Source organism: Nocardiopsis oceanisediminis, from assembly GCF_048595525.1.
GTDB classification, from domain to species: domain Bacteria; phylum Actinomycetota; class Actinomycetes; order Streptosporangiales; family Streptosporangiaceae; genus Nocardiopsis_A; species Nocardiopsis_A oceanisediminis.
In genome coordinates this window covers 4,635,667-4,662,101 of the sequence record NZ_JAFMZJ010000001.1, presented here as the reverse complement: position 1 = coordinate 4,662,101, position 26,435 = coordinate 4,635,667, and the positions used below count along the sequence as shown (strand labels likewise).

21 protein-coding genes and 1 pseudogene are annotated in these 26,435 nt (G+C 77.7%); 11 read left to right on the top strand and 11 right to left on the bottom strand.

Annotated features, from left to right (window positions below):
- Positions 1-31 precede the first annotated feature (31 nt).
- Positions 32-994, top strand: coding sequence for a ketopantoate reductase family protein (locus tag J0910_RS20565; RefSeq protein WP_420160180.1), 963 nt, complete (start codon positions 32-34; stop codon positions 992-994).
- A 1,616-nt stretch (positions 995-2,610) separates the two neighbouring features.
- Positions 2,611-3,555, top strand: a complete 945-nt coding sequence (locus tag J0910_RS20560; RefSeq protein WP_420160179.1) for a LysR family transcriptional regulator — start codon at positions 2,611-2,613, stop codon at positions 3,553-3,555.
- A 54-nt stretch (positions 3,556-3,609) separates the two neighbouring features.
- Here the strand turns inward: J0910_RS20560 and J0910_RS20555 are convergent, their stop codons facing one another.
- Positions 3,610-4,569, bottom strand: coding sequence for a LysR family transcriptional regulator (locus J0910_RS20555; protein ID WP_420160178.1), 960 nt, complete (start codon positions 4,567-4,569; stop codon positions 3,610-3,612).
- Between the two features lie 71 nt (positions 4,570-4,640).
- Between J0910_RS20555 and J0910_RS20550 the strand changes: the two genes are divergently transcribed.
- Positions 4,641-5,615 (top strand): EamA family transporter, encoded by a 975-nt coding sequence (locus J0910_RS20550; protein WP_420160177.1) that lies wholly within the window; start codon positions 4,641-4,643, stop codon positions 5,613-5,615.
- A gap of 24 nt (positions 5,616-5,639) precedes the next feature.
- Here the strand turns inward: J0910_RS20550 and J0910_RS20545 are convergent, their stop codons facing one another.
- A complete protein-coding gene (locus J0910_RS20545; protein WP_420160176.1) occupies positions 5,640-5,867 on the bottom strand; it encodes a hypothetical protein in 228 nt (75 codons plus the stop codon).
- 97 nt (positions 5,868-5,964) lie between these two features.
- On the opposite strand from J0910_RS20545, the gene J0910_RS20540 reads away from it, so the two are divergent.
- On the top strand, positions 5,965-7,761 hold the full coding sequence (locus tag J0910_RS20540; RefSeq protein WP_420160175.1) for a hypothetical protein: 1,797 nt from the start codon (positions 5,965-5,967) through the stop codon (positions 7,759-7,761).
- A 714-nt stretch (positions 7,762-8,475) separates the two neighbouring features.
- Positions 8,476-9,579 (top strand): carboxylate-amine ligase, encoded by a 1,104-nt coding sequence (locus J0910_RS20535; protein WP_420160174.1) that lies wholly within the window; start codon positions 8,476-8,478, stop codon positions 9,577-9,579.
- A 447-nt stretch (positions 9,580-10,026) separates the two neighbouring features.
- On the opposite strand, the gene J0910_RS20530 is transcribed toward J0910_RS20535, so the two are convergent.
- Together J0910_RS20530 and J0910_RS20525 are read right to left on the bottom strand one after the other, a co-directional pair.
- Complete coding sequence (locus tag J0910_RS20530) at positions 10,027-10,680, bottom strand: alpha-ketoglutarate-dependent dioxygenase AlkB family protein (protein WP_420162031.1); 654 nt, start codon at positions 10,678-10,680, stop codon at positions 10,027-10,029.
- A gap of 11 nt (positions 10,681-10,691) precedes the next feature.
- Positions 10,692-10,925, bottom strand: a complete 234-nt coding sequence (locus tag J0910_RS20525; protein ID WP_420160173.1) for a hypothetical protein — start codon at positions 10,923-10,925, stop codon at positions 10,692-10,694.
- A 126-nt stretch (positions 10,926-11,051) separates the two neighbouring features.
- Between J0910_RS20525 and J0910_RS20520 the strand changes: the two genes are divergently transcribed.
- Positions 11,052-12,200 carry a magnesium and cobalt transport protein CorA gene (locus J0910_RS20520; RefSeq protein ID WP_420160172.1) on the top strand — a complete coding sequence of 383 codons (1,149 nt, stop codon included), beginning with the start codon at positions 11,052-11,054 and terminating at the stop codon, positions 12,198-12,200.
- A 23-nt stretch (positions 12,201-12,223) separates the two neighbouring features.
- Here the strand turns inward: J0910_RS20520 and J0910_RS20515 are convergent, their stop codons facing one another.
- Positions 12,224-13,405, bottom strand: coding sequence for a VWA domain-containing protein (locus J0910_RS20515; RefSeq protein ID WP_420162030.1), 1,182 nt, complete (start codon positions 13,403-13,405; stop codon positions 12,224-12,226).
- 96 nt (positions 13,406-13,501) lie between these two features.
- Positions 13,502-15,742, bottom strand: a complete 2,241-nt coding sequence (locus tag J0910_RS20510) for a DUF5682 family protein (protein ID WP_420160171.1) — start codon at positions 15,740-15,742, stop codon at positions 13,502-13,504.
- 629 nt (positions 15,743-16,371) lie between these two features.
- On the opposite strand from J0910_RS20510, the pseudogene J0910_RS20505 reads away from it, so the two are divergent.
- A pseudogene (locus J0910_RS20505) lies at positions 16,372-16,764 on the top strand (transposase); the annotation flags it as partial.
- Here the strand turns inward: J0910_RS20505 and J0910_RS20500 are convergent.
- From J0910_RS20500 to J0910_RS20490, 3 genes are all read right to left on the bottom strand, one after another.
- The gene (locus tag J0910_RS20500; RefSeq protein WP_420160170.1) at positions 16,734-17,825 is read right to left on the bottom strand and encodes an ATP-binding protein; all 1,092 of its coding nucleotides are present in this window, start codon (positions 17,823-17,825) and stop codon (positions 16,734-16,736) included. The pseudogene J0910_RS20505 and the gene J0910_RS20500 sit on opposite strands and share 31 nt — an antisense overlap.
- Positions 17,822-19,240, bottom strand: coding sequence for a DUF5691 domain-containing protein (locus J0910_RS20495; protein ID WP_420160169.1), 1,419 nt, complete (start codon positions 19,238-19,240; stop codon positions 17,822-17,824). The genes J0910_RS20500 and J0910_RS20495 overlap by 4 nt, the downstream gene beginning before the upstream one ends.
- A gap of 544 nt (positions 19,241-19,784) precedes the next feature.
- Positions 19,785-21,131 (bottom strand): serine/threonine-protein kinase, encoded by a 1,347-nt coding sequence (locus J0910_RS20490; RefSeq protein ID WP_420160168.1) that lies wholly within the window; start codon positions 21,129-21,131, stop codon positions 19,785-19,787.
- A gap of 167 nt (positions 21,132-21,298) precedes the next feature.
- Between J0910_RS20490 and J0910_RS20485 the strand changes: the two genes are divergently transcribed.
- Positions 21,299-22,306, top strand: coding sequence for a methyltransferase (locus J0910_RS20485; RefSeq protein WP_420160167.1), 1,008 nt, complete (start codon positions 21,299-21,301; stop codon positions 22,304-22,306).
- 194 nt (positions 22,307-22,500) lie between these two features.
- On the top strand, positions 22,501-22,869 hold the full coding sequence (locus J0910_RS20480) for an STAS domain-containing protein (RefSeq protein WP_420160166.1): 369 nt from the start codon (positions 22,501-22,503) through the stop codon (positions 22,867-22,869).
- Positions 22,870-23,215: 346 nt separating this feature from the next.
- Here the strand turns inward: J0910_RS20480 and J0910_RS20475 are convergent, their stop codons facing one another.
- Positions 23,216-23,869 (bottom strand): MarR family winged helix-turn-helix transcriptional regulator, encoded by a 654-nt coding sequence (locus tag J0910_RS20475; RefSeq protein WP_420160165.1) that lies wholly within the window; start codon positions 23,867-23,869, stop codon positions 23,216-23,218.
- Positions 23,870-23,932: 63 nt separating this feature from the next.
- On the opposite strand from J0910_RS20475, the gene J0910_RS20470 reads away from it, so the two are divergent.
- A complete protein-coding gene (locus tag J0910_RS20470; protein WP_420160164.1) occupies positions 23,933-24,652 on the top strand; it encodes an SDR family NAD(P)-dependent oxidoreductase in 720 nt (239 codons plus the stop codon).
- 238 nt (positions 24,653-24,890) lie between these two features.
- Positions 24,891-25,703, top strand: a complete 813-nt coding sequence (locus tag J0910_RS20465; protein ID WP_420160163.1) for a peptidoglycan recognition protein family protein — start codon at positions 24,891-24,893, stop codon at positions 25,701-25,703.
- 99 nt (positions 25,704-25,802) lie between these two features.
- Here J0910_RS20465 and J0910_RS20460 read toward each other — a convergent pair whose 3' ends face one another.
- On the bottom strand, positions 25,803-26,390 hold the full coding sequence (locus tag J0910_RS20460) for a hypothetical protein (RefSeq protein WP_420160162.1): 588 nt from the start codon (positions 26,388-26,390) through the stop codon (positions 25,803-25,805).
- Positions 26,391-26,435 lie beyond the last annotated feature (45 nt).

The following is a 26,435-nucleotide window of genomic DNA, read 5'->3' as shown; positions in this document are numbered from 1 at the left end:
CGCACCGACCGGTTCGACGAAGGGGCTGCTGATGGCGGAGACCGAGTACGGGAACGGGGCGGCCGGTGCGTCCGGGCAGGGCGGGGAGGTCGGCCGGATCGCGGTGCTCTCCCCGGGCGGGGTCGGCGGTCTGCTCGCCGGGCTGCTCGCCCGGGACGGCCGCGACGTGGCCGTGGTGGCCACCGAGTCCACCGCCGCCGGGATCGCCGAGCACGGCCTGCGGGTCGAATCGAGGCTGTTCGGCGACTTCACCGTGCACCCGTCGGCGGCGCCCCGCCTGGAGGGCCGGGCCGATGTGCTCTTCGTCGGCTGCAAGGCCACCGCGCTGCACGAGGCGCTGGAGCGGGTCCCGGCCGAGGCGGTGCAGGACGCACTGGTGGTCCCGCTCCTCAACGGCCTGGAGCACATGGAGGCGCTGCGCCGGGCCTACCCCGGGGCGCGGGTCGCGGGCGCCGCCATCCGGGTGGAGTCGACCCGGGTCGAACCCGGCCGCATCGTGCAGAGCAGCCCGTTCGCCCTGCTGGACCTGGCCGCGGAAGGGGTGGCCGGCGACCGGTTCGACGCACTGGTCGGGGCGGTCCGCGCGGCCGGCCTCGACGTCGAGGTGCGGGAGAGCGAGGCCGATGTGCTCTGGAAGAAGCTGCACTTCCTGCTGCCCACCGCGCTCGTGTGCACGTACGCCGGCCTGCCCATCGGCGGGACGCGCACCGGCCGACGCACCGACCTGCTCGGGGTGGCCGCCGAGGTGGAGCAGGTCGCCGGGCGGTACGGCGTGGACCTGGACACCGATGTCGTGCTGCGGATGTTCGACGCGATCCCGGAGCACACCAAGCCCTCCATGCTGCGCGACCGGGAAGCGGGCCGGGCGATGGAGGTGGACGCCCTCGGCGGCGCCTTCCTCCGCCGGGCCCGCGAGGCCGGCGTCCCGACCCCGGTGGCCGAGCGGATCGTCGCCGACCTGGAACAGGTCGACGCGGCCCTGCGCGCGGGCTGATCCCGACCGGGCTCTCTCCCCTCCTCCCCCGAAGAGCGCCGCCCGCCGTCGGTTGCTGGCCGGCGGCGGGCGGCGGCTCCGCCCTCACCGAACATCCCAGCGAGGGTGAAAGAAAGGGATGGGGGCGAGGCCGGGCGCCCCGGCCGGGCGCGGGCCTCACGGGGTCGAGGTTCAGACGGGCAGCGAGAGCGGGGAGGGGGGTCGGCTGGTCGGGCGCGGCGCCTCGCGGAGCGAAGGTTCAAGCCGGCGGCGACGGCGGCGGTGGGGGCGGGGTGCAGGTGGTCGCCCGGGCGCGGCGTCTCGCGGGGGGCGGTTCAAGCGGGCGGCGACGGCGGGGAGGGGCACCGGCTGGTCGGTCCGGTGCGGCGCCCCACGGGGTGGGGGTTCAAACGAGCGGCGAGGGCGGGTGGGCGTGCCGGCTGGTCGGTCAGGTGCGGCAGAGCAGGGCGGGAGTGGTCAGGGCGGGCAGAGGGGGCGGGATCGCCGTGCCCGCGCCGCCCGGGCGCTGAGGCCGACCGCCCTTGAAACCGCCGCACCCCTCTGGCCTGGACGAATACTCAGGGTGATGGGTGGAGGGGGCGCCCTGCGCACCGCGAGAGCACCCCGGTGATTCCTGAGCGCGCATCCCGGGCCGGATCGGCCCCCGGAAGGCCCGATTGGCCCCGATCGGGCCGGCGATCGGGGGTTCGAGCCGCCCGGAAGGCCGGGATGCAGGGGGCCGGAACCCAGGGAGGGGCGGCGCGGGGGCGGGATGTTGCTTTTGTTCTCCTGGGAGGCTCTGTTTGGCCACTCTGGGTGATCGGCGAGGGGGTGGTGGGGGCCTGGGGGCTTACTACTCGCTGGTAGATGTAATCGGGGTGCTGTGGGGGTGCGCAGGGCGCCTCCGCTCCCGCCCGTTCCTTGCCGCAAACCAGGCATATAGGGATACGGCTCCCTGGTGGGCCCGGGCGAGCGGCCCGCCCTCTTCACCGGCGCCCCGCCCACTCCCGCCCTCGCCGCCCGTCTTGACCTTCGCTCTGCGGGACGCCGCGCCCGACCGACCGGCCGGTCCCCGCTGCCGCCGTCGCTGCCTGCTTGAACCCTGGCTTCGTTGGGTGTCGCACTCGGGTGAGGCGCCCGGCCCCGCCCTCACCTGTGCCGTCGCCGCCGGTCTTGACCTTCGCTCTGCGGGACGCCGCGCCCGACCGATTGGCCGGTCCCCCTCCCCGCCCTCGCTGCCTGCTTGAACCCCGGCTCCGTGGGGCGCGCACCCGGGCGACCACCCCGCCCCGCCCCTACCGCTGCCGTCGCCGCTGGCCTGAACCCTGGCCCCGTGGGGTGCTGTGCCTGACCGACCGGCCGGTTCCCGCCGCTGCCGTCGCTGCCCGCTTGAACCCCGCTCCGTGGGGCGCTGCGCCTGACCGGCCTGCATGCGCTCTCTCCGTCGTCGCTGCCGGTTCGGGCCTTCGCTCCGCGAGGTGCCGCGCTCGGGTGGGGTGGGTGGGGGCGGAACGGGAGCCGATGGGCCGGGACGCGGACGGTCCGGGTGGTTTCGGGGGCGGGGTGCAGCGGATCACGTAGCGTGGCGGGTGCCTGACGGCCGTTCGGGGTGGCCGGGCTGCCCTAGATTGTTGGACATGATCGATGTCCGGCGATTGCAGCTGCTCCAGGCGCTCGCGCAGCACCACACCGTCGCGGGGACCGCGGAGGCCCTGAACGTCACCCCCTCCGCCGTCTCGCAGCAGCTGGCGGCGCTCTCCAAAGAGACCGGGGTGGCCCTGGTCGAGCGGCGCGGGCGGCGCTTCCTGCTGACCGGCGCGGGCCGGGTGCTGCTCAAGCACGCCGACGTCATCTTCGCCGAGATGGAGAGCGCAGAGGCCGACCTGGCCGCCTACACCGAGGGCAGCGTCGGGGTGGCCCGGGTCGGCTCGTTCGCCACCGGCATCTCCGACCTGCTCGGCCCGGCCGTGGCGGCGCTGAGCCGCACCCACCCCGGGTGGAGCTTCGAGATCGTCCAGGCCGAACCGGAGGAGAGCACCGAGCTGCTGCGCACCGGCGCGCTGGACATGGCGGTCACCATGTCCTCGGTGCACCTGCCGCCCAGCGGCTCCACCGAGTTCCGGATGGACCCGATCATGGTCGAGCCGTTCGACGCGGTGCTGCCCTACCACCACCCGCTGGCCTCCTCCACCGACCTGGAGCTCGCCGCCGACCTGTCCGACGTCGACTGGATCATGTCCGCGCCCGGCACCGCCTGGTACGACTGCGTGGCGGCCGCCTGCAACCAGGTCGGTTTCCATCCGCGCATCGCGCACACCGTGGACGACTTCAGCGCCGTCATCGCGCTGGTCCAGTCCGGGCTGGGGGTGGCGCTGATCCCGCGGATGGGCTGGACCGGGCTGTCCGCGCCGCACATCGTGGTGCGCACCGTGCGCAACACCGCCCGCCGGCACATCGTCTCCCTCACCCGGGCCGGAGCCACCCCGGAGCCGCTGCTCAGCGCGGTCCGGGAGGCGGCGAGCAAGGTCCCGGTGCCCTCGGTGGGGCCGATGCTCTCCTCCGGAGGCGACCCGGTCCGCTGACGGCGGCCCGCCGGCGGGGCGCTCCGGTGCTGCGCGGGACCGGAGCCGGCGGCCTCAGAGGGCGCCGGCCTCGCCCCCGGGATCCTCGGCGGGGAGCGGCGCGGCGTCGTCCAGCACCTCGGCCGCCGCCGCGTGCAGTTCGCGGGCGACCAGCCGGGTGGGCTGCCAGGCCCAGGCGCCGGCCCGCCCCACCAGGTAGATCCTGCGGTGCCCGCCCAGCTCGCCCAGCGGCGAGTGGACCACCCCGCGCCGGGTGGCGGCCGCCAGCTTCGGCATCACCCCCACCGCGAGCCCAGCGGCGACCATCCGCTCCACCACCTCCAGGTTGTCCACCCGGTGGCCGATCTCCGGGGCGAACCCCGCCGCCGCGCACATCCGCCCGACCAGCTCGTCGTCGTCCCCGCCGCGGGAGTTGGCGATCCAGCGCGTCCCGGACAGCCTCCGCAGCCGGCTCCGGGTGAGCGGGCGGCTGTCGGCGTGCGGGTCGGCGGAGGGCTGGGAGAGCAGCAGCGGCTCGGTGCCCACCAGGTGCAGCCGGAGCGAGTCCGGGAAGCGGCGCGGGACCAGGCTGTACTCGTAGACCAGGGCGAGGTCGGCCCCGCCGTCCTGCAGCAGCGCGAGCGCCTCGTCCGGCTCGTTCTCGATGATCCGGACGTCGACCCCGGGGTGCTGGGCGCCGAGCCGGGACAGGGCCGGGAGCACCACCGGGGAGAGCAGGCTGACGAAGGTGGCCAGGTCGACCCGGCCCACCGGCTCGCCGTGCCCGGACAGCTCGGCGCGGGCGGCCTCGACCCGGCCCAGGATGTCCACCGCGTACCCGGCCAGCCGGTGCCCGGCGGGGGTGAGCCGTACCCGCCGGCCGTCAGGCACCAGCAGCGGTACCCCGACCTCCTTCTCCAGGACCGCGAAGTGCTTGGAGACCGCCGAAGTGCCCATGCCCGCCACCTCGGCGACGGCGGCCATGGTGCCCAGCCGCTCCAGTTCCACCAGGAGTCGCAGGCGCGTCAGATCCATGTAGTGAAAGTACACGGTCCATCCGCCTATGGTCTGTGGACAGAAACAAAGGGGATAGGTCCAATGGTCGGGTGTTCACCTCCTTCCTCTCCCGCGTGCGGGTCCAGGGCCCGCGTGTGCCGGCCCCCCTGCTGGTCCTGTTCGGCATGTTCTCCCTGCACACCGGCAGTGCGTTCACCGTGCACCTGTTCGACGAGGTCGGCGCGCAGGGCGCCACCTGGCTGCGGCTGACGTTCGCGGCGCTGATCCTGATGGCGATGTCGGGGCCGTCGCTGTGGACCGCGGTGCGCCGCGCGAGCCGCCGCGAGCTGGGGTCGGTGGTGATCCTGGGCACAGTGAGCGCGGGGATGATGGCCTTCTTCTCCGAGGCGACGGCCCGGATCCCGCTGGGCACCGCGACCGCCCTGGAGTTCCTCGGCCCGCTGGTCGTCGCGGTGGTGGCGATGCGCCGCCGGAGCGAGACGGTGTGGATCGCCGCGGCGGTGCTCGGGGTGCTGCTGCTGACCCGGCCGTGGAGCGGCGCGGCCGACCCGGTCGGCATCGGCTTCGGGCTGGCCGGCGCGGTCACCGTCGCGCTCTACATCATCCTCACCCAGAAGGTCGGCTCCGCCTTCCGCCCGGTGCACGGCCTGGCGCTGTCCATGCTGGTCGCGTCGGTGGCGGTGGCCCCGATGGGCGTCCCGCAGGCGCTGTCCGGCCCGCCGAGCCCGTGGGTCCTGGCCTCCCTGGTGGGCATCGCGCTGATCTACCCGATCCTGCCGTTCCTGCTGGAGATGGTGGCGCTGCAGCGGATGAGCCGGTCCGCGTTCAGCGTCTTCGCCAGCCTGGAGCCGGCGGTCAGCCTGGTCATGGGCATGCTGCTGATCGCCCAGGTGCCGACCCTGGTCCAGGTGGCGGGGATGATGCTGGTGGTGGCCGCGGGGGCCGGTGCCGCGCGCAGCGACCACACACCGGGGCCGCCGGAGCGGCGGGACCGGGACCGGCCGCGCCGCCCCCGGCAGCGCCTCCGCGCGGCGGTGCGCCGGCGCAGCCTGGAACCGGCCTGACCGGGGGCGCGGCGGGGCGCGCGCTCAGCGCTCCCGCCGGCTCCCGCCGTACTTCTTGTGCACCGCCTGCTTGCTGATCCCCAGCACCATCGCGATCTCCGACCAGGTGGCGCCCTGGGCGCGGGCCCGGCGCACGTGCAGTGAGAGCAGCCGCTCGACCTCCTCCCGCAGCGCGACGGTGGCCATCAGCGCATTGATCGGAGACTCGTCGTTGACCGATTCGGCCAGTCGGGCGACCTTGTCCTGCTCCATGGCCTCAACGCTACGCGCCGCCGGGCCCCGGCGGGAACCGCGCCCGGCGGCACCGGTCCGTTCGGGGCCGAAAGATCCACTAGGGTCGTGACCGACCATGAGCGAGAATTCTGATCTGGAGCTCCTGCGCCGCTTCGAACCGGTGCTCAAGTACACCGCGGGGGAGCTCTTCTTCCCGACCGACGTACGGCGCTATGTCGAGTCCTGCAGCCTGTGGGTCGAAGAGGACGGCAAGGAGTGCGAGGTCGTCCCGGCCGGCGAACTGACCCTCGAACGGCTGGCGCGGGCCGAGCGGGAGTGGCCGGGCCGCTACTCCCACCTCAGGTTCGTGCAGGAGGCGTCGCTGCGCGCCGAGGCGCGCCGGTTCCGGCGCACCGCGCGGCCGGTGATCCCCAAGCACGGCCGGCTCGCCGCGGTCGGCCTCCTCGGCCGGCTGCTCGACGTGCTGGTCAAGTTCTCGCTGCTCATCCGGGGCGCGGTCCCGGGCGGCGTGGCCGCGGCGGCCGCCACCCGGTACCGGGACCGGGTCGACGACGGAGGCGCCAGCTACTACGGCAGGGTGGTCCGCGAAGGCGGCTACATCATCCTGCAGTACTGGTTCTTCTACGCGATGAACGACTGGCGCTCCATCTACGGCGGCGTCAACGACCACGAGGCCGACTGGGAGAAGGTCACGGTCTTCGTGGTCGAGGAGGACGACGGGTCGGTCCGGCCGGTCTGGCTGGGGGCGTCCTCGCACGAGTACCGCGGAGACGACCTGCGCCGCTCCTGGGACGACCCGTCGCTGCACCTGGAGGGCGAGCACCCGGTCGTCTTCCCGGGCGCGGGCTCCCACTCCCACCAGCTGCTCCCCGGCGACTACCTGATCCAGGTCGACCCGGCCATGCTGCGCGGGGTGATGCGGATCTGGCGAGCGGTCACCCGGTGGCTCTTCCCCCGCGGCGATTCGACCCGGCACGGCATCGGGGTCCCCTTCGTCGACTACGCGCGCGGCGACGGCATCGCGGTGGGCCCCGGCGGCGACCGCGAGTGGACCCCGCAGATCATCGACGACACCACCCCGTGGCTGCGCGGGTTCCGCGGCCTGTGGGGGCGCGACACCCGGGACTTCTTCGACGGCGAGCGCGCCCCGAGCGGCCCCCGCTACGAGCGCGACGGCACCGTCCGCCGCTCCTGGGCCGACCCGCTGGAATGGGTCGGCCTGCAGAAGGTCTCCCCGGGAGACGGCGCGGCCCGTGCCCAGCTCCAGGCGCACACCGCCGACCTGGAAGAGCGCATCCGCACCGCCGACGCCGAGATCACCGAGGCCCGGGACCGGCTGCGCCGGCTCTCCGCCGCCCGGATGGTGCTGCAGCGCAGCGCCTACTCGCGGCAGCGCGCCGACGAGCACGGCCGCGCCATCACCTCCGCCGAGCGGGAACTGGCCGAGACCTACCGGGAGCGCGCCCTGATGGCGGACGAGGTGGAGGCGCACCGCGAGGCCCTCGCCTCCGACCGCCCCATCGTCCCGGGCCCCACCGACCACCTGCGCGCCCCGCACCTGCCGTTCACCAGCGGCAAGCACCGCACCTCGCGGTTCCTCAGCGTGTGGGCCACCCTCAGCACGCCGCTGCTGATCATCGCGCTGGGCGCGACGCTGCTGCTGCTCAAGGGCACCTACACGATCCCGGCGATGCTCGGCGTGGTGCTGGTCTTCGCCGCGTTCGACGCCCTCGCCCGGCGCAGGTTCATCTCGTTCATCACCGGCCTGGCGGTCCTCATCGTCGCGGTGGCCGTCATCGTCGGCATCTACCTGGCGTTCGCCGCCAACTGGCGGGTCGCGATCCTGGTGCCCACCGGCCTGATCGTGGTCGTCCTCCTGGTGGTCAACGTCCGCGACCTGATCCGCAAGTGACCCCGGTGCGCCGCCGGAGCGGCCCCGGCGGCGCACACCGGGCCGGGCCGCCTCGGCATCCGGGTCCGCCCGGCCGGCCCCGGAGGCCGAGGCACCGGGGAGCGCTCCGGAGGTGAGCGGCCGGGCCCCGCGGCCCGGCACCGGTCCTCCGCCGCTCGGCGGGCGCCCGCCCCCGGGGCCGCCCGGCATCCCGGCCGGCCGGCCCGGACCCGCGGAATCCCCGGTCCGCACCGGCCCAGCACACGCAGGCGAATCGGACAACTCCCCGCGGCGACCGGTTCCGGTCACTCCCCGTGTGTCGAGGGTGACGCGATGTTGCCGAGTGGAAGGGGTTTCCGTCCCCGGAGGGGAGGTCGCCGCGGACGGAACCGGGGTATCACCACCAGTCGACGCCCCGAAGGGACGTGCCAGGCGGGTCCCGCGGCGCGTCCCGCCGGGAAGCGGCAGCACCGGCGCTCCGCGGCCGGGCCGCAGACCGGCAGGGCGCGCCAAGGATCGAGGCCGCCCTCCGGCGCCCCGGCCGGAGCACTCCCAAGCGAGGAGCCGATGATCGAATCCGACCGCCCGCGTTCCGGGTCCCGTCCCGCAGCCGCGCACCCCCCGTCCCGGCAGCAGGGCACCCTCCACCGGCCCCTCCGCCAGGAGGCGCCCGACCGGGCCGCGCCTCCCGTCCCGGCGCCGGCGCCGAGGCCGGCCCCGGCCCCCACCTTCGGAGTGGAAGAGGAGTTCTTCGTCGTCGACCCGGAGACCCGCCGGGCCGCCCCGCTCGCCCCGGCCGTCCTGGAGGCGGCCGCCCTGTCCCGGGACGGCGGGACGGAGGCCGGGACCGCGCTGTGCGCCGAGATGACCCGCTTCCAGGTCGAGGCGGCCAGCCCGGTCTGCAGGACCGGGGACGAGCTGGACCGCTGCCTCGCCCGCGCCCGCACCGCGCTCGCCGAGGCCGCCGCCGAGCACGGGCTGGCGGTCACCGCCACCGGGACCGCGGTCCTCGGAGACGTCGGCTGCGCCCCGCTCACCAGCGGCGCGCGGTACCGGAGGATCGCCGAGGAGTTCGGCGCGCTCCGCGACGCGCACGCGGTCTGCGGCTGCCACGTGCACATCGGGGTGCCCACCGTCGCCGCGGCCCTGGAGGCGGGGAACCGGCTCCGCCGCAGGCTGCCCGCGCTGCTCGCGCTCACCGCCAACTCGCCGTTCCTGCGCGGCAGGGACACCGGCCACGCCAGCTGGCGCGCGGTCACCTGGTCCCGGCTTCCCTCCGCCGGGCCGCCGCCCCGGTTCGCCCGGACCAGCGACTACGACCGGGCCGTCGCCGAGCTGGCGGAGGCCGGCGCGATCCTGGACCGGCGGATGGTCTACTGGGACGTCCGCCCCTCGCCGCACCTGCCCACGGTGGAGATCCGCCCGTGCGACGTCGCGGCCACCGCGGAGGAGGCGGTGCTCACCGCCCTGGTGGTCCGCGGACTGGTCGCGGCGGGTGCGGAGGGCGCCGGGGACGGCCCGGGGCCGGACGACCGGATGCTCCGCCTCGCCATGTGGCGCGCCGCCCGGGACGGGCTGGAGGGCGCCCTGCTGGACCCGGCCACCGGCGTCGCGGTCCCGGCCCGTGCCGAGGTCGAGGCCATGCTGGCCGCGGCCGAATCGGGGCTGGCGGCGGCCGGGGACCGGGCCCGGGTCGCCGCGCTGTACCGCCGGGTCGCCGCGGTCGGCTCGGGCGCCCACCGGCAGCGGGTCGCCTACAACCGCCGCGGCCGCATGTCCGACGTGGTCGACCTGCTCATCCGGCAGACCCGCCACGGCCTGGCCGCCGCGGAGGGCTGATCCGGGCAGGGGCTCCGCCCCGGGACGGCGCGGAGCCGCCCGGGGCCCGCCCCGGCGGCCGGAGCGGAAGGAGCGGGAGGGGAGGGGGAGCGAGGGGAATGCGTCCATGCCCCCGACGGTAGGGAGCGGCCCGGCCGCCCGACAGGGCGATCGCCGGCCCTGTGGACGGTGCCCCTGTGCAGAACGCGCCCTGGGGACGGCCGCCGCGGCGGGGCCCGGCTCCCGTCCGGATCGCGTGCACCGTTCAGACGGTCGGCGGAGGCTTCCGGTGCGGGGCGGTGCCGCTCTCCCCGGGGCGGCTCCTATCGGGCGGGGGCGCGCCGAGCGGGGCCGGCCGGTGCCGTTCGGCCGGGCAGGCGGAGCGCCGTGCCCGCCTGCCCGGCCGGAGAGGCCTCCGGTGCGTCCCGGGCGGGTGTGCCGGACGGCGCTGCGCGGCCGCGCGGCCGGTCAGGGCAGGCCGGAGGCGCGGATGGTGATGTTCAGCCGGCCGGCGGCCATGCCCAGGCCGGGCGGGGCGGTGCCGGGCAGGGTGCGCGGGACCCCGTGGTAGGCCCTCCGGGAGGGGCCGCCGAAGACGAACAGGTCGCCGCTGCCCAGCACGACGTCGGTGTAGGGGCGGGTGCGGGTCTCGGTGTTGCCGAACCGGAAGACGCAGGAGTCGCCGAGGCTGAGCGAGACGACCGGGGCGTCCGCCTCCTCCTCGCGGTCCTGGTGCATGCCCATCTTCGCCTCGGCGTCGTAGAAGTTGACCAGGGCGACGTCGAACGGCGCCGCGTCCGCGGGCGGCGGGGCGCCGTAGGCGGCGGCGACCCCCTTCCGGGCCAGCTCGCCGAGGATCCCGGGGAAGGGCGGGACCGGCCGGCCGTCCGGCAGCTCGGCGCTGTAGCGGTAAGGCTCCCAGAACCGCCCCAGCGCGGTCATCCGGACGCTCATCAGCCCGCCGCGCGGCATCCGGTGCCGGACCATGCCTCCCGGGCCGCCCGCCCAGGCCCTGCACCGCTCGACCAGGTCGCGCTGGGCGTCGAGCGGGAGCCAGCCGGGCAGGTGCACCGCCCCCGGGGCGACCTCCACCGGTTCCGCGCCGAACAGCGGCTCCCCCATGGGCGGCCCGCTCATCGCCGCTCCGCGGACCGGCCGTCGAGCAGCGCCATGGCGTCGCCGGTGCCGCGCGGGTCGCGGATCCGCTCGGCGTGCCGGGCGGTGCGCGGCGCCAGGGCGTCCAGCGGCGGGTCGGGCAGGATCCCGCGGTGGGCGCTCCGCCGGCCGGCGACCCTGATCCGCTCGGTCTCCTCTGCATCGTCGGGTACCGCGGGCCGGACGCGGACCCCGATCGGTCGGGTGCTCATGCCCCGATTCGATCACGGGACCGGCGGCCGTGCCAGGCGCGGGGCGGGCGCCGGGGCCCGGCGCGGCGGCGGAGGCGGCCCGCCGCCGCCCGGCTAGGGTCGGCCCGAGGGATGGGGAGGTGCCCGATGCCGCGGAAGAGCCGCCTCGACCTGCTGGCGGAGAGGCTGGCGGCCCAGCGGGGAGAGGGAGCCGAGGCCGAGTCCGCCCCGGAGTACCTGATGGCCCGCGACCGGGACCGGCGCCCGCCCGGGGCGGAGGGCGCGGTCGAGGCCTCCATCTACCTCCGCGGCGAGCCCGGGACGCCGCCCGGGGACCCCGCCGACCCGGCCGGGGTCCGCCGCCGCCTGGAGGAGGAACCGGATGCGGTGGCCTGGATCCGGATGGACCGTCCCTCCACCGGCCTGCTGATGGCCGCGGCCCGGGAGTTCGGCCTGCACGAGCTCGCGGTGGAGGACGCGATCGTCGCCCACCAGCGGCCCAAGCTGGACCGGTACGGCGACACCCGGTTCGCCGTGCTGCGCGCGGTCGGCCCCGGCACCGGGGCCGACGAGGTGCGCTTCAGCGAGGTGCACGTGTTCACCGGGCCCCGGTTCGCCATCACCGTGCGGCACGGCGACGCCCCCGACCTGGAGGCGGTCCGCCGCCGGCTGGAGGCCGACCCGCAGCTGCTCGCCCTGGGGCCGCAGGCGGTGCTGTACGCGGTCGCCGACCGGGTGATCGACGACTACGCCCCGGCGGTGGCCCGGCTGGGGGAGGCCGCCGACGAGGTCGAGGCCCGGGTCTTCGCCGGGGACCCCGACGCCTCCCCGCGGGTGCACCGGCTGCTCCGCGAGGTCGTTCTCTTCCAGCGCGCCGCCGACCCGCTGCTCGGCGTGCTCCGCCGCGACCTGGAGCCGGACGCCGCGGACGAGGAGCTCCGGCACCACCTGCGCGACGCCGCCGACCACGCCGAGGCCGTCGCCGAGCGCGTCGACGGCCACCGCCAGCTGCTGCAGAACGTGCTCCAGGTCAACGCCACCCTCCTCTCGCTGGAGCAGAACGAGAAGATGCGCCGCCTCACCGAGTCCGACGCCCGCCAGGCCGACAACGCCAAGAAGATCTCCGCCTGGGCCGCGATCCTCTTCGCCCCCTCGCTGATCGGCTCGGTCTACGGGATGAACTTCCGGCACATGCCCGAGCTGGGCTGGGCGCTGGGCTACCCGATGTCGCTGCTGCTCATGCTCGGCATCGGGGCCGGCCTGTACGCACTGTTCAAGATCCGGCGCTGGATGTGAGGGCCGGCGCGGCCGGGGCGCGCTCAGCACCGGTCCGCCTGCTCGCGGTCGGCCCACTCCGGCAGCGAGCGCCCCTCGATCGCGGCGGCCATCAGGTCGGGGAAGCGGTCCGGGGAGCACGCGAAGGCGGGGATCCCCAGCGCGGCCAGGGCCGCGGCGTTGGCCCGGTCGTAGCGGGGCGCCCCCTCGTCGGAGAGCGCGAGCACCACCACCACCTGCACCCCGGAGGACTTCAGCGCGCCCGCGCGGCGGACCATGTCCTCCGCCGACCCGCCCTCGCGCAGGTCGCTGACGAGCACCAGCACCGTCTCGGCGGGCCGCCGCACCAGGCCGGCGCAGTAGGCCAGCGCCCGGTTCACGTCGGTGCCCCCGCCCAGAGAGGTGCCGAAGAGCACGTCCACCGGGTCGGAGAGCAGGCCGGTCAGGTCGGCCACCGAGGTGTCGAAGGCGACGAATGAGGTGCGCAGCGCGCGCACCGACGCGAGGACCGCGCCGAACACCCCGGCGTAGACCAGCGAGGCCGCCATCGACGCGCTCTGGTCGACGGCCAGCACCACGTCGCGCCGGACCCCGCCGGCCCGCCGGGCCCGGCCGACCAGGGTCTCCGGGACCACCGTGCCCCGCTCCGGAAGCCGGTGCCGCAGGTTGCGGCGGATGGTCGCGGGCCAGTCCACGTCGGCGGCGCGCCGCGGGCGCTCCGCGCGCGCGGAGCGGTCCAGCGCGCCGCGCACCGCGGCGCGGGTCCGCCGGGCCAACCGCTCCTCCAGCTCGGCGGCGACCCGGCGGACCACGGCGCGCGCCGACTCCCGGGCCCGGTCCGGCAGCGCCTCGCGCAGCGAGAGCAGCGCCGCGGCCAGGTGCACGTCGGGGCGGACCGCCTCGACCAGGTCCGGCTCCAGCAGCATCCGCCGCAGCCCCAGCCGGTCCAGCGCGTCGCCCTGCATCACCTGCACCACCCCGGACGGGAAGAGCTCCCGGACGTCGCCCAGCCAGCGCGCCACCCCCGGCGCCGACGCGCCCAGCGACCCGGGGCCGCCGCGCTCCTCCCCGGCGCCGCCGGCCCCGTCGTAGAGCAGCCCGAGGGCGGCGTCCATGCGCGCCCCGGCCCCGCCCGGCGCCCCGGCCGGCCCCAGCTCCCCTTCGGCGGCGCCACCGAGCACCAGCCGCCACCGGCGCAGCCGCTCCCGCTCCCCGTCCTCCTGCACCCCGTCCTCCGTCTCCCGCTCCACGTCCGCCTCCGATCCGTTCGCGTCCTCCACTGCGGAATCCGCTCCGCCACCTCGGCCGCCCGAGGCCGCCGCTCACTCCCGCTCCTTCGCGGTGCGGATGATCAGGTCGGCCGTGGCCGCCGCCGCGGCGGCGCGGGCCGGGTCGGCGGCGGGCTCCGGCTCCCGGCCGGCGCCTCCGGGGGCGCCGCGGGCGCGGGCGCGGCGGCCGATCTCCGCGCGCTCGCCGGCGGTGAACCCGCCGAAGGTGCGCCGCAGCAGCGGAAGCACCGAGGCGAACGCCGCCCCCTCCAACCCGGCGAGCCACTCGTCGACCAGCGCGAGCAGCTCCGGGTCGTGCGCCAGCAGCAGGCCGCCGTCGGCCAGGAAGCCCTCCAGCCACGCCGTCGCGCGCCGCGGCGGCGCCCCCGGGGAGACGGCCAGCGCCAGGCGGTCCGCCGACTCGCCGGCGCCCAGGCGGCCGGCGTCGCGCAGCAGCCGGTGGATCCGGCCGGCGACCAGCCCGGGGAGCGACGGGTTCGGCGCCAGCCGCTCCAGCGCGTCCAGCCAGGACCGCTCGGCGTCCCCGCCGAGCAGCACCGCGGCCTGGTGCACCGCGTCGACGTCGGCGGCCGCGCCCGCCGCGGCCTCCTCGCCCAGCCCGGCCAGCGCCGGTCCGAGGCCGGCCCGGATCCGGTCCAGCAGCGCCCCGGCGGCGGCCCGCAGCGCCGCGGCCCCGGTGCGGCGCACGTCGCCGTAGCGGGCCGCGCGGGCCAGCGGCGGCACCGCGGCCATCAGCGCTCCGACGCCGCCGCCCCGGGCGGCCCGCGCGGGCAGCGCCGCCAGCACCTCCTCCAGCACCCCGTCCAGCCCGGCCAGCAGGCACCGCTCGGTGAGCGAGGTCAGCGCCGGCAGGTCCGCGCCGGAGGCCAGGTCCCGGGCGCGCGCCTCGGCGGCCTCCTCGACCCCGCCGCCCCACACCCCCGCCTCGACCAGCGCCACCGACAGCTCCGGTTCCCAGGCCAGCCGCCAGCGCTCGCGGAACGTGCCCAGGGCGCCCACCGGGCCGGCCACCGGCACGCCCCAGTGCACGCCGAGGATCCGCAGCCGGTGCAGCAGCACGCTGCGCGCCCGCCCGCCCTCCTCCCGCAGGTCCACCTCGATCTCGCGCGGCTCGGCCTCCGCCCTGAGCCGGAGCCGCCGGCGCCGCGCCTCCAGGTCGCGCTGGAGCGGCACCGCCGGCGCCGAGGGCGGCGCCGAGCCGAGCCGCTCGCCCACGGTCAGCGCCCGGTGCACGAGCGCGGCCCGCTCGGCCGAGCCCTCGCACAGCACCGAGGAGACCGCGTCGGAGGCCTCCTCCAGCCCCGGCAGCGGCCTGCCGCGCAGCGCGGCCAGCGCCTCGGCCAGCCGCACCCCCTCGATGACGTGCTCGGAGGAGACCCCGGCCCCCTCGGCGCGCAGCCGCCGGGCGGCCTCGACCAGCCACCGCTCGACCGGCCGGTCGGGGGCGGTGAACAGGTGGTGGTACCAGCCGGGCGCACGCACCCCGGCCCGGTAGCCGGACCCGGCGGCCAGCCTCCCGTGGCTCCACGGGATCCAGGTCGCCGAGGCCTTCACCCGGGGCAGGCCGCGCAGCAGCTCGCGGTCGCCGGACGCCGGGGCAGGGGCCAGCAGGGCGGGCGCGTGCCAGGCCCCGCACACCACGGCGATCCTGCGGTGCCCGGCGCGCAGCGCCGACCGCAGCACCGTGCGCATCCGCGCCTCGCGCCGAGCCTCGTGCAGCGGCGGCGGGCCCGGGGCGGTCCGGGCCCGCACCTCCGCCATCGCCTCGGCGATCGCGGGGAACGGCGAACCGGCGCCGCCGTCGCCTCCCCGGTGCTCCACGGCGTCGTCCCACCACCGCTCGGGATCGCCGTGCCCGGCGGCCTCGGCGAGCGCCCCCAGCGGGTCCGCCGGGCGCCCGGATCCGGCGGGCGCGCCCCCGGCGGCGCCGTCCTCCAAGGCGAGCAGGTGCGCGGCGGGCAGGTCGCAGAACCGGACCCGGCAGCCGTGCTCGTGCGCGTACAGCAGAGCCTGCCACTCCGGGGAGAAGACGGCGAACGGCCAGAACGCCGCCCGGCCCGGCCCGCCGCCGGCGCCCGGGGCGTGCGCCAGCAGAGCCACCGGCGGTTCGGCCTCCCCGACCATCCCGGCCAGGGCGTCGGCCTCCGGCGGCCCCTCGATCAGAACGGCGTCCGGTCCGATCTCCCGCAGGGCCGCGCGCACGGCGCGGGCCGACCCGGGGCCGTGGTGGCGCACGCCCAGCACGTGCACCCGGTCGGTGTCGATCGCGGTCATCGCACTCCTCATCGAGGGGGTCGGGTCTGCAGAGGGGCCGGGCCCGCGCGGTTCAGCCCGGTGCCTCGGCCGATCCGGGCGGTCCCGGGCGCCGCGTCCGCGAAGGGCGCCGCGGATTCGCCGCTCAGCGCCCGGCCGAGACGGCCGGGGCGACTTCGGCCGCCGCCCGCTCCGAGCGGGACGGAATCGCGGCGGTGCCCCGCTCGGCCCGGTATCTCCGCAGGCCGGTCGGCCGGCTCGGGCGGGACCGGGCAGGTCCGCCGGAACCCGGCGCAGCGGCCGCGGGCCGCTCCGCCGGCGGGCTCCGGGGTCCGCCCTCCGCGGGCGGGAGCGCGCCGGCCGGCCCCGTTGCCTCCGGAAGCGGGCGGCCCGCCCCGCACCAGGGCCTCCGGGGAGCCCGCCGCGGCCGGTACGGGCGCTTCCGCCCGTCGGCCCCGGGCCCGCGCGCCTTTTCCCGCAGTGCGGCGGCGGCGCGCCGGCCGGCGGCCGCCGCGCGGCCGGATCGCCGGAGGCGGGCCCGCCCCTCCGGAGAGGCCTCCCCGGAGGCCGGGGCGCAGGTGGATCGAGGAGCCGGCCGCCTCGCATCCTGATGGAGCCCTCATCCGCAGCCTGCCGGGGACGGGGCCGCCCTCACCGCCGAATTCATCGCACCGGTAGGCGGCATCCGCCGCTTCACCGGCGCCGATGCCTCCGCAGCGGCCTCCGGCCCCGCGCCCGTGCCGACCCGGTCCGGGAAGGTGCGCTGCCCGCGTTCGGCGACCGGGGGCGACAAGGCCCTCAAGCGGGTCTTCTACCGGGCCGCGTTCTGCTCGATCCAGCGAGATCCGACCTCGCGGGCCTACTACGACCGCAAACGGTCCGCGGGCAAGCGGCACCACCAAGCCCTGATCGCTCTGGCCCGCCGCAAGACCAACGTCCTCTACGCCATGCTCCGCGGCCGCCGCCCCTTCCAGGCCCGGCCACCCATGCGTCTCGCGGCTCGACGAAAGCATCAGGCGGCGGCCTCGCGGCAGGCGGTGTAGAAGTCCCGCCAGCCCGGCCGGGTCCGGGCCACGGTCTCCAGGTACTCGCGCCAGACCACCCCGTCGGCGACCGGGTCCTGCACGACCGCGCCGTGCACCCCGGACGCGACGTCGGACGGGCGCAGCACCCCGTCGCCGAAGTGCGCGGCCATCGCCAGCCCGTGGGTCAGCACCGAGACCGCCTCGGCGGTGCTCAGCGTGCCGCTCGGCGAGGCGACCGCGGCCCTGCCGTCCTCGGTCGCGCCCTGGCGCAGCTCGCGGAAGACCGTGACGACGCGCCGGATCTCCTCCATCCCGGCCGGGACCTCCGGCAGCCCCAGGGAGCGCCCCAGGTCGGCGACGCGCCGGGTGACGATGTCCACCTCCTCCTCGGCGGTCGCCGGCACCGGCAGCACCACCGTGTTGAACCGGCGGCGCAGCGCGCCGGACGGCTCGTTGACGCCGCGGTCCCGGTCGTTGGCGGTGGCGATGACGGTGAAGCCCGGCCGCGCCTGCACCTCGGTGCCCAGCTCGGGGACGGGCATGGCCTTCTCCGAGAGCACGGTGATCAGGGCGTCCTGCACCTCGGAGGGGAGCCGGGTCAGTTCCTCCACCCGGGCCGGGCGGCCCTCGGCCATCGCGGTCATGACCGGGCTCGGCACCAGCGCCTCCCGGGACGGGCCGTCGGAGAGCAGCCGGGCGTAGTTCCAGCCGTACCGGACGGCCTCCTCGGTGGTGCCCGCGGTGCCCTGCACCAGCAGCGTCGAGTCGCCGGAGACCGCGGCGGCCAGGTGCTCCGACAGCCAGGTCTTCGCGGTGCCCGGCACCCCGAGCAGCAGCAGCGCCCGGTCGGTGGCCAGGGTCGCCACCGCGACCTCGACGATCCGGCGCGCCCCGATGTACTTGGGGGTGACGACGGCGCCGCCGGCCAGGGCGCCGCCGAGCAGGTACCGGGAGACCGCCCAGGGGGACAGCCGCCAGCCCGGCGGGCGGGGCCGGTCGTCCTCCGCGGCCAGGGCGGCGAGCTCATCGGCGAACCGCTGCTCGGCGTGCGGGCGGAGGACGTCGTCGGGGCCGGTCAATCGAGCTCCTCGTGCATCTCGTGGCGGGACCGCAGGGTCGAGGTGAGGCCGCGGAGGGCCGCGGCGGCCTCCGGGGGGTCGCCGGGCCGGGGCGCGAAGCCCGGCCGGCCGTGCATCTCCGGCGGCAGCCGCAGGGCGGCCGTCCGGCACAGCCCGTCCAGCCGCCCGCCGGGGCGGCTCCGGTCGGCCCGCTCGACGATCCGGGCCGCGCGCGCGGCGAGCGGTCCGGCCCAGGGGCCCGGCACCCGCTCCAGCACCGCCGGCGCGGATCCGGGGTCGGCGGCGCCGCGGCCGCCCAGCCGGCGCAGCGCCCACCCGGCGCGGTCCTCCGGAGGGGCCAGCCGCATCAGCGCCGGGCCCCGGCTGCCGTGCACGGAGTGGCCGAGCAGCAGCCGGTCCATGATCGGGCCGAGCAGGGCCGCGGCCCAGCCGGGGTCCCGCTGCACCACCGCCGCGTTGGCGAGCGCCTCGAGCAGGTCCCACCCGCGCAGCCGCCCGGCGGCGCGGACCACCTCGGCCCGGTCGGCGCCCAGGTGGCCGAGCCAGGCGTCCAGCGGGGCGTGCCCGACCAGCGTCCACAGCCACTCGCGGCCGACCTCCTCGGAGCGGACGCCGGGCCGGGCCCCCGGCCGCAGGCCCAGCGCCGCGGCGAGCCCGGCGTCCCGAAGGTCGGGCGGCCGCACCACCGGGGCCCGCCCGCCCGGGCGGACGTGCCGGCGGGCGAGCGCGGCCAGGGTGCGCCCGTGCCCGGAACCGGGCAGCCGGGCGAGCAGGGAGAGCGCCAGCGCCCGCACCCCGGGGCCCGGGTCGGCCAGCGCCGCGCGGAGGAACGCCTCGTGCCCGGGGGACAGGTGCGGCTCCAGGGCCGCCAGTATCCGGCGCCGCTCCCCGGCGGAGGCCGCCCCCCACCGGTCCTCCCCGGGGAGCGCGGCCGCGGCGTCCCGCGGCGGGTCCGCGAACGACCAGCGCGGCTCCAACCGGGCCAGCCAGCGCCCGCGCTCACCGCACACCCGCAGCACGTCCGGGAGGTGCAGCCCGTCCCCCCTCCGCGCCGCCGCGTCCAGCAGGGCGGGCAGCACCTGCGGCGGGGCCAGCAGCCCCTTCCCGGCGGCGGCCCGCAGCCACTCCCCGGCCTGCTCGTACCGCTCCTCGGCCAGCAGCGCCTCCAACCGGGCCCCGGCCGCGGGCGGCGCGGCCGGCAGCGCCTCGGCGCGGGCCGGCGGGAGCGGCTCCGCCGCGCCGGGCCGCACCCCCGCGCGCTCCCGCACCACCGCCGCGGCGGCGCGGTCCAGCAGCTCCAGCGCGGCCCGGCCCTCGGGTACCGGAGGGCCGGGGACCGCGGTGCGGGCCGTCCCGACCAGCGCCGCGGAGAGCAGCTCCGGCCAGGGTGCGTCGACGGGGGGCGGGTCGTCCACAAGGCTCCTCGGGGTCGCGGGCGGTCGGCCGTTCTGCTGCGGGGCGCCCCCTCCCCTCCGGGGCGGCTTCACCGGCGACGAGGGGAGGGGAAGGGGGCACCGCTCGGACCCCGCCGGAAGGGCGGCCCCCGCAGGGCGGTGGGGGGAGAGCGGTCGGCGCCCGCCCGGACGGGGGCGCGGCGCGGAGGCCCGGCCCGGGGGCTCCGGTGCGGTGCTCGCGGAGCCGCCGCCGTGCCCGGGGCCGTTTCGGGGCCCCGGCCGATGGGCGGTTTCCGGGGCGGGCAACGGCGGCGCGGCCTGGGCGGCGCGGCGCGGTGAACGCCCGGCCGGTCGGCTCTGCTCGGTCAACGGGCTCCTTTCGCAAGGGCGGGCTGAGCGGGGCGGGCGGGGCGCCCGCCGAGGCCGCCGGGCCGATCGTGCGCGGTGGCGGCCGGATCGCACGGGACAGGCGGGGAGCCGGCGCCCGCGCCCCGCCGGTGCGGCATTCCGCGGGCCGGGCCGGGCGGCCCCCGTACCTCCGGCGGCCGCTGAGACCGCCGCCTCCTCACGGCCCCGGCGGCGCGGGCGGCGGAGGCTCCTTCGTGCGCACCGCCCGTTCGGCTCCGGCGGCGGGCGCGGGGCGCAGGGGCACCGGGGCCGCCGAGCCGTCCGGCGGCCAGGCGGTCAGCGGGCACAGGCCCCACGGGGTCCACTCGCCGGCGACGGTCACCGGGGCGCCCCCGCTGAGCGCGGCGAGCCGCCAGGGCGGTTCGGCCTCCGCGGGCAGCGGCAGGGAGCCGCCCTCGGCGTCGGTCAGCCACCACCGGCCCTGCTCGCGGGGGCGGGCCGGGCGCGCGCCCTCCAGCACGACCGGCCACGCCTCCAGCCACGGGTCCTCGGCCAGCGCCGCGGCCCAGGAGTCCAGCGCCCCGGCGGCGGTGCCCCCGGCCGGCGGCCCGGCCGGGCGCTCCGCGCCCGCTGCGAGCAGCGACGCCCTCTGCTCGGCCGGGTAGAAGGCCAGCTCGGCGTCGACCGCGGTGCCGGGCCGCACCGGGGCCTCCGGGGCGCCGCCCTCGGGGGCGAAGGAGACCAGGGCGGCGACCCGGCCGGAGTCCCGGCCGCGCAGCCAGAACCGGAGGCCGTCCAGGCGGCCGGTCCGGAAGGACCGCCCGCCCAGCACATCCCAGGTGTCGCGGACCGGTGCCGAGCGGTCCGGGGCGACCGGCAGCCCGGCCCGGGAGCGGGCGGTGGCGCGCAGCCCCTCGGGGAGCGCGCCGCCCCGCAGCCGGGCCGAGGCCAGCAGACGGAGCAGGGCCAGTTCGGCGAGGAGCCGGCCGGGCCACTCCGGGCCGCCGGCCGCGACCGCGCCGCCCAGGTCGCGCAGGCGCTCCGCCACCCGCCCGGCCTGGGCGTCGACCAGCCGGGCCGCCATGGCGTCCCAGGGCGCGTACCCGGCGCCCCGGGCCGAGGCCAGGCCGGCGTCGACCCGGTCGCGCAGCCACAGCTCCAGCTCGGCCAGGCCCTCGGCGGCGCGCTCCTCCCGCCGGGCGGCCCGCCGCGCCGCGGCGTCCGGGTCGGCCGGACGGGAGGCCCACCCGGGCGGGGCGCCGGACTCCGGCACGGCGCCGGAGGACCAGAGCAGCAGCAGCGCGAGCACGTGCGGGCAGGGGGAGGGAGCGCGGCGCCGGCAGCCGCACCGGTGCTCGGGGGCGGCGCCCGGGGCGAGCCGGACGGACGCGCGGCGCCGCGGCGGCCCGGTGTGGACGCCCCACAGCAGGGCGGTCCCGGAGCCGTCCTCCAGGGAGCCGAGGACCGGCCAGGAACCGGCGCGCGCGGCCGCTTCGGCGGCCTTGCGGACGGGGGGTTCGGGAGCGAGGGCCCGGATCTCTTCGGTACTCCACCGCTTGCTCACGCCCCTGAATCTACGGGCGGGGTACGACATTCCCATCGGGCCGCCGCGACCGCGGTGAGCGGCCGGGATGCGATGGAGGGACGGATGTCACCACCGCGTTCCGTTGCATCGGGAGAGGAAGTGGATACGGTGAGTGATCGGATCGCCGGTCCGCGGAGAGGAGCGCCGTGTCAGGAGGAGACGGCGAACATCGGGAGCTGCTGCGCCTGCTGGTCGGCCCCTGGGTGGGCAAGGCCATCGCCGCGGCGGCCGAGCTCGGCGTGGCCGACGGGCTCGCCGACGGGCCGCGGAGCGCCGCCGAGCTCGCCGAGGAGCTGAACGTGCGGCGCGGCGGCCTGGTCCGGCTGCTCAGGATGCTGGTCTCGGTCGGCCTGGTCGAAGAGGACCAGGGCCGCTACTCGCTCACCCGGACCGGCGGGCTGCTCGCCTCGGACCACCCCGGGGCCATGCGCGACCTGGCGCTGCTCTACGACAGCCCGCTCTACCGGGTGGCCTGGGACGGCCTGGCGCAGCAGGTGCGCACCGGGCGGCAGTCCTTCGAGGCCGCCTGCGGCGAGGACGTGCACTCCTACCTCTCCCGGCGCCCGCAGGAGGCGCGGCGGTTCGTCGCGGGAACGGCGGCCGGCGCCGGGTTCGCCGAGAACCTGGCGGCGGCGCACGACTTCTCCGCGGTGTCCCGGGTGGTCGACGTGGGCGGGGGAGACGGCGCCGTGCTGGAGGCCGTGCTCGCCCGCCACCAGCACGTCATCGGGGTGCTGCTGGACCGGCGCGGCACGCTGGAGCCGGCCCGGGAGCGGCTGCTGCACTTCGTCGCGGAGGGCCGGTGCACGGTGGTCGAGGGCGACTTCCTGGACGGGGTGCCCGAGGGCGAGGTGCACATCCTCAGCCGGGTCCTGCACAACTGGGACGACGCGCGGGCCCGCCGGATCCTGGGGAACTGCCGCGCGGCCATGCCGGCCGGCGGCGGCCGGGTGCTGGTCGCCGAGCGGATCCTGCCCGACGGGCGCCACCCCTGGCTGTCCGTCGCGTTCGACCTGCACATGATGGTGATGACGGGAGGGGCCGAGCGGACGTCCGCGGAGTACGGCGTGCTGCTGCGCTCGGCCGGCCTGCGCCCGGACCGCGCGGCCGAGCTCCCGATGGAGGTCTCTCTGCTGGAGGCGGTGCCGCTGTGAGCGGGCGGTGGTGGCGGACGGTGCGGAACGCGTGGCGGAACGGCCCCCGGGGACCGGTTCCGAAGGGGCAAGCCGACGGATTTCCGGAAAACGCCCCCGAGACGGGATCGGGACGATACGATCATGGACATGGGGGTGATCGAGGCGTTACACGGGGTTGCGAAGAGAGGCCGAGCAGCGTGCACGGAGGACCAATGGAACGCTTCCCATGCGGCGGTCCGACCCTGGTACCGGTCGAGGGCGAGATCGACATCGCCACGGCCGACGCGATGCGCGAGCTGATCCTGCTCGCCGCCGAGCGGAGCCTGCGGGGCTGCGTCGTCGTGGACCTCTCCCGGGTGGGCTTCTTCGACGCCAGCGGCGTCCGCGCGCTCCTCACCGCCTACCGCGTGCTCACCGCGCAGGGCAGGCACATGGTCCTGGCCGAGCCCTCGGCCCCGGCCCGCCGCACCCTCGACGCGCTCCGCATCCACGACCTCATCGACGTCTACCCGATCGTGGAGATGGCCCTGGCCCACTTCCCGGGCGGGGTCGACGACCGCAGCCTCCCCGGCGGCGACTGACCCCGGCGGCCGGCCCGGCACCGGCCCGTATTCGACCCGGCCGACCCGGCCGACCCGGCCGATCGGGTCGCCGTGGTCGCGGCCGTGCTCGGCGCCGGACCCGGCGCGGAAGCGGCGGGAGCACGGCGTCCGCAGGCGGACCCGCCCGGACCCGTCCCGCCGGATCCTCTCCGGTGAAGCGGCCGCCAGGGCGTCCGCCGCGCCGCCGCCCGGTGGGCCGGCCGCCCTGCGCCCCCGCGCCCCGGGCCGCTGCGGGGAGGTGTGCTTCCCGGCCGGCGGCCGGGGCGTCCCGCGGCCGCTCGCCGGGGGCGGCCCCGGCGCCGCGCCCCTCTCCTGCGGCGAGCTCTCAGGGGGCGCCGACGTGGCCGAGGCCGTCGTCGCCGAGGCGGCCCTGGACGTCGCGGAGGAGCAGGCCGAGCAGGTCGGCCAGCCGCTCCCGCTGCTCGGCGGTGAGGCCGCCGAGCAGCTCGTCCTCGCGGAGCAGCAGCCGGTCGACGGTCTCCTCCACCAGGCGGTGCCCCTCCTCGGTCAGTGAGACCAGGACGGAGCGCGGGCGCCCTTCGCCCGGACGGCGCTCGACCAGGCCCGCGCGCTCGGCGCGGGCGACCCGCTGGGATACCGCGCCCGCGGTCACCAGCGACCGGCGCCCCAGCTCGCGGGTGGTCAGCGTGTAGGGCGGGCCGCTGCGCCGCAGCACGCTGAGCAGGTCGAGGGTGGCCGCGTCCACCCCGTCGAGGGCCAGCGCCCGGCGCCGGTCGTCCCCGAACAGCTTGGCGAGCCGCCAGATCGGCGTGACGATGCCGATCGAGGCGACCGGGACCCCCGGGCGCTCCCGCCGCCAGGCCTCGGCGATCCCGCCGACCGGGTCCCCGGCTCCGGCGGCCTCCGGGGCCCGCTCCTCCGCCGGTTCCCCGGCCTCCGGGCCCCGCTCCGCGCTGCCCCGCGCGTGCGGCCCCGCTCCGCCCGCCGCGCCCGGCCGGTCTCCGCCTTCGTTTGCCACGGTCCGCTCCACCCCTTACGTTTAGAGCTAAATTTACACCTAAATGAATCCTGGAGACATCCTATGCCGCGTTCCGTCCTGGTCACCGGCGGTGGCACCGGTATCGGCCGCGCCATCGCGCACCGCTTCGCCGAGCAGGGGGACGACGTCGTGATCACCGGCCGGCGCCCCGAACCCCTGGAGCGCGCCGCGGCCCTGACCGGCGCTCGCGCCCTGACCTGCGACCACACCGACCCCGAGGCGCTCGCCCGGCTGGCCGGCGCGCTGCCCGAGCGGATCGACGTGCTGGTCAACAACGCCGGGGGCAACACCGACCTGGACGGCGGGGCGGGGGAGGACCTCTCCTCCTACGCCGCCGCCTTCCGGGCGAACCTGGACGCCAACCTGCTCACCGCGGTGCTCACCACCCGGGCGCTCGACGGCCTGCTGGCCCCCGGCGGCGCCGTCGTGCACATCGGCTCCATCGCGGCCGCCCACCCCTCCGGCTCCTACGGCGCCGCCAAGGCCGCGCTGGCCGCCTGGAACCTCGACGCCGCGGACGCCCTGGGGCCCCGGGACATCACCGCCAACGTCGTCGCCCCCGGCTACACCACCGGGACCGAGTTCTTCCGCGACCGGCTCGCCGGGGACCGTCGCCGGCGGCTGGTCGAGGCCACCTCGCTCGGCCGTCCCGGCGCGCCCGAGGACATCGCCGCCACCGTGGACTTCCTCGCCTCCCCCGGGGCCCGGCACATCACCGGCCAGGTGCTCAACGTCAACGGGGGCGCCCACAAGACCCGGTGAGCCGGGGCCCCCGGAGCCGGCCCCGGGCGGCGCCGGGCGGAGGAGCGCCGGGGCCGGGCCGCAGGAGGCGGGGGAGCGGCGGTGCGCGGGCGCGGGTCAAGGGGGGCTGCCGGGCCGGAAGCGGCCGGGGCGGCGTGCGGTCCGGGCGGTCAAGGGCTCTTCCCGGCGGGTGGGGCGCGTGCTTCGATCGTGGGCACCTCTGTACGCACCGGTAACACGACGTGAGGACGGTGTTCCGATGTCATCGCATGCCAGAGAAGGCGGGCCCGGGGGGATCGGCCGGCGGGCCGTGCTCCGCGGCGGCCTGGTCGCCGCCGGAGGAGTGCTGCTGGGCGGGGCCGCCCAGACCGCCGCCGCCCCCCGGGCCGCGGCGGCGGCCGAACCGCCGGTGCACACCCGCGCCGCATGGTCCGCCCGCCCTCCGGCCGCCCCGGCCCAGGTGCTCGCCCAGTCCCCCACCTACATCGTCGTCCACCACACCGCGACCGCGAACAGCACCGACCACTCCCTGGCGCACGCCTTCGCCCTCTCCCGCTCCATCCAGAACTTCCACATGGACACCAACGGGTGGGCCGACACCGGGCAGCAGCTCACCATCAGCCGGGGCGGCCACGTCATGGAGGGCCGCAACTCCTCGCTCCCGGCCATCCGGGCCGGGGACCACGTGGTCGGCGCGCACGTGGCGAACTACAACGGCGTCGCCGTCGGCATCGAGAACGAGGGCACCTACACCTCCGCCCGGCCGACCGGGGCCCTCTACGACGCGCTGGTGGAGACCTGCGCGTGGCTGTGCGCCGCCTACGGCCGGCCCGTCTCGGCCATCATCGGCCACCGCGACCTCAACGCCACGGCCTGCCCCGGAGACGTGCTCTACGGGATGCTGCCGCAGCTGCGGGAGGACGCCGGCGCGCTGCTGGGCGCGGACCACCGGCGCCCGCTGCCCGCCTCGGAGCGGCCGCCCCGCCCGCGGGTCCCCGCCCCCGGCCGGATCCGGGAGTTCCGGCACGGCCCCGCACTGGGGCGGCGCGACCCCAACGCGGCCACCGGCTGATCCGGCGCCCGCGGCAGTCCTCCCCGTTCGGACTCCCGCACCGGCGGGGCCGGGGCGCGCCCCGGCCCCGCCGGCCGGACCCGCCGCCCGGCGGGGCGCTCAGTAGCCCCGGCCGGTCCCGCGGAAGATCATCTCCACGTTGTAGAACCGCGAGCTGCTGTGGTTGATGTAGGCGCGCAGCGCGTCGTAGACGGTGTAGGCCAGCTCCGGCTGCGGCATGTACTCCCTGAGGTCGACCACCAGGCAGCCGAAGCGGTCGCCGGGCCGGGAGTCGACGACCAGGGCGCCCATCCGGAGGAAGGCGGCGACGTCGTCGGTGTAGCCGGCCTCCTCGGTGATGCGCAGCCGCGCCTCGCTGACCGCGTTCTCCAGCTCCCCGGCGAACTCCTCCGGGTCGCCCTCGCTGAACTTGAGCAGCTCTTCGGCCATCTCCTCGGTGACCACCACCGAGTCGATCCCGTCCAGTATCCCGGGGATGTTGCCCAGCGTCGCGGAGACCTCGGCCAGCGCCTTCTCCACCTGCCCCTCGGTGACGGGGTCGCGCCGGCCGGGGTCGGTGTCGAAGGGGGTCTGCCGCCAGGTCCCCCGAGGGGGCGAGCCGGTGCCGAAGGCGCCCAGGGCGCGGCGGTAGTCGGTGGCGGCTTCGATGATCGCGCGGCGGGCCCGGCCGCGCTCACGGCGGAGCATGCGCAGTCCTCTCTATCCGGCGTCGCCGCCCACCCTAGAACGGGC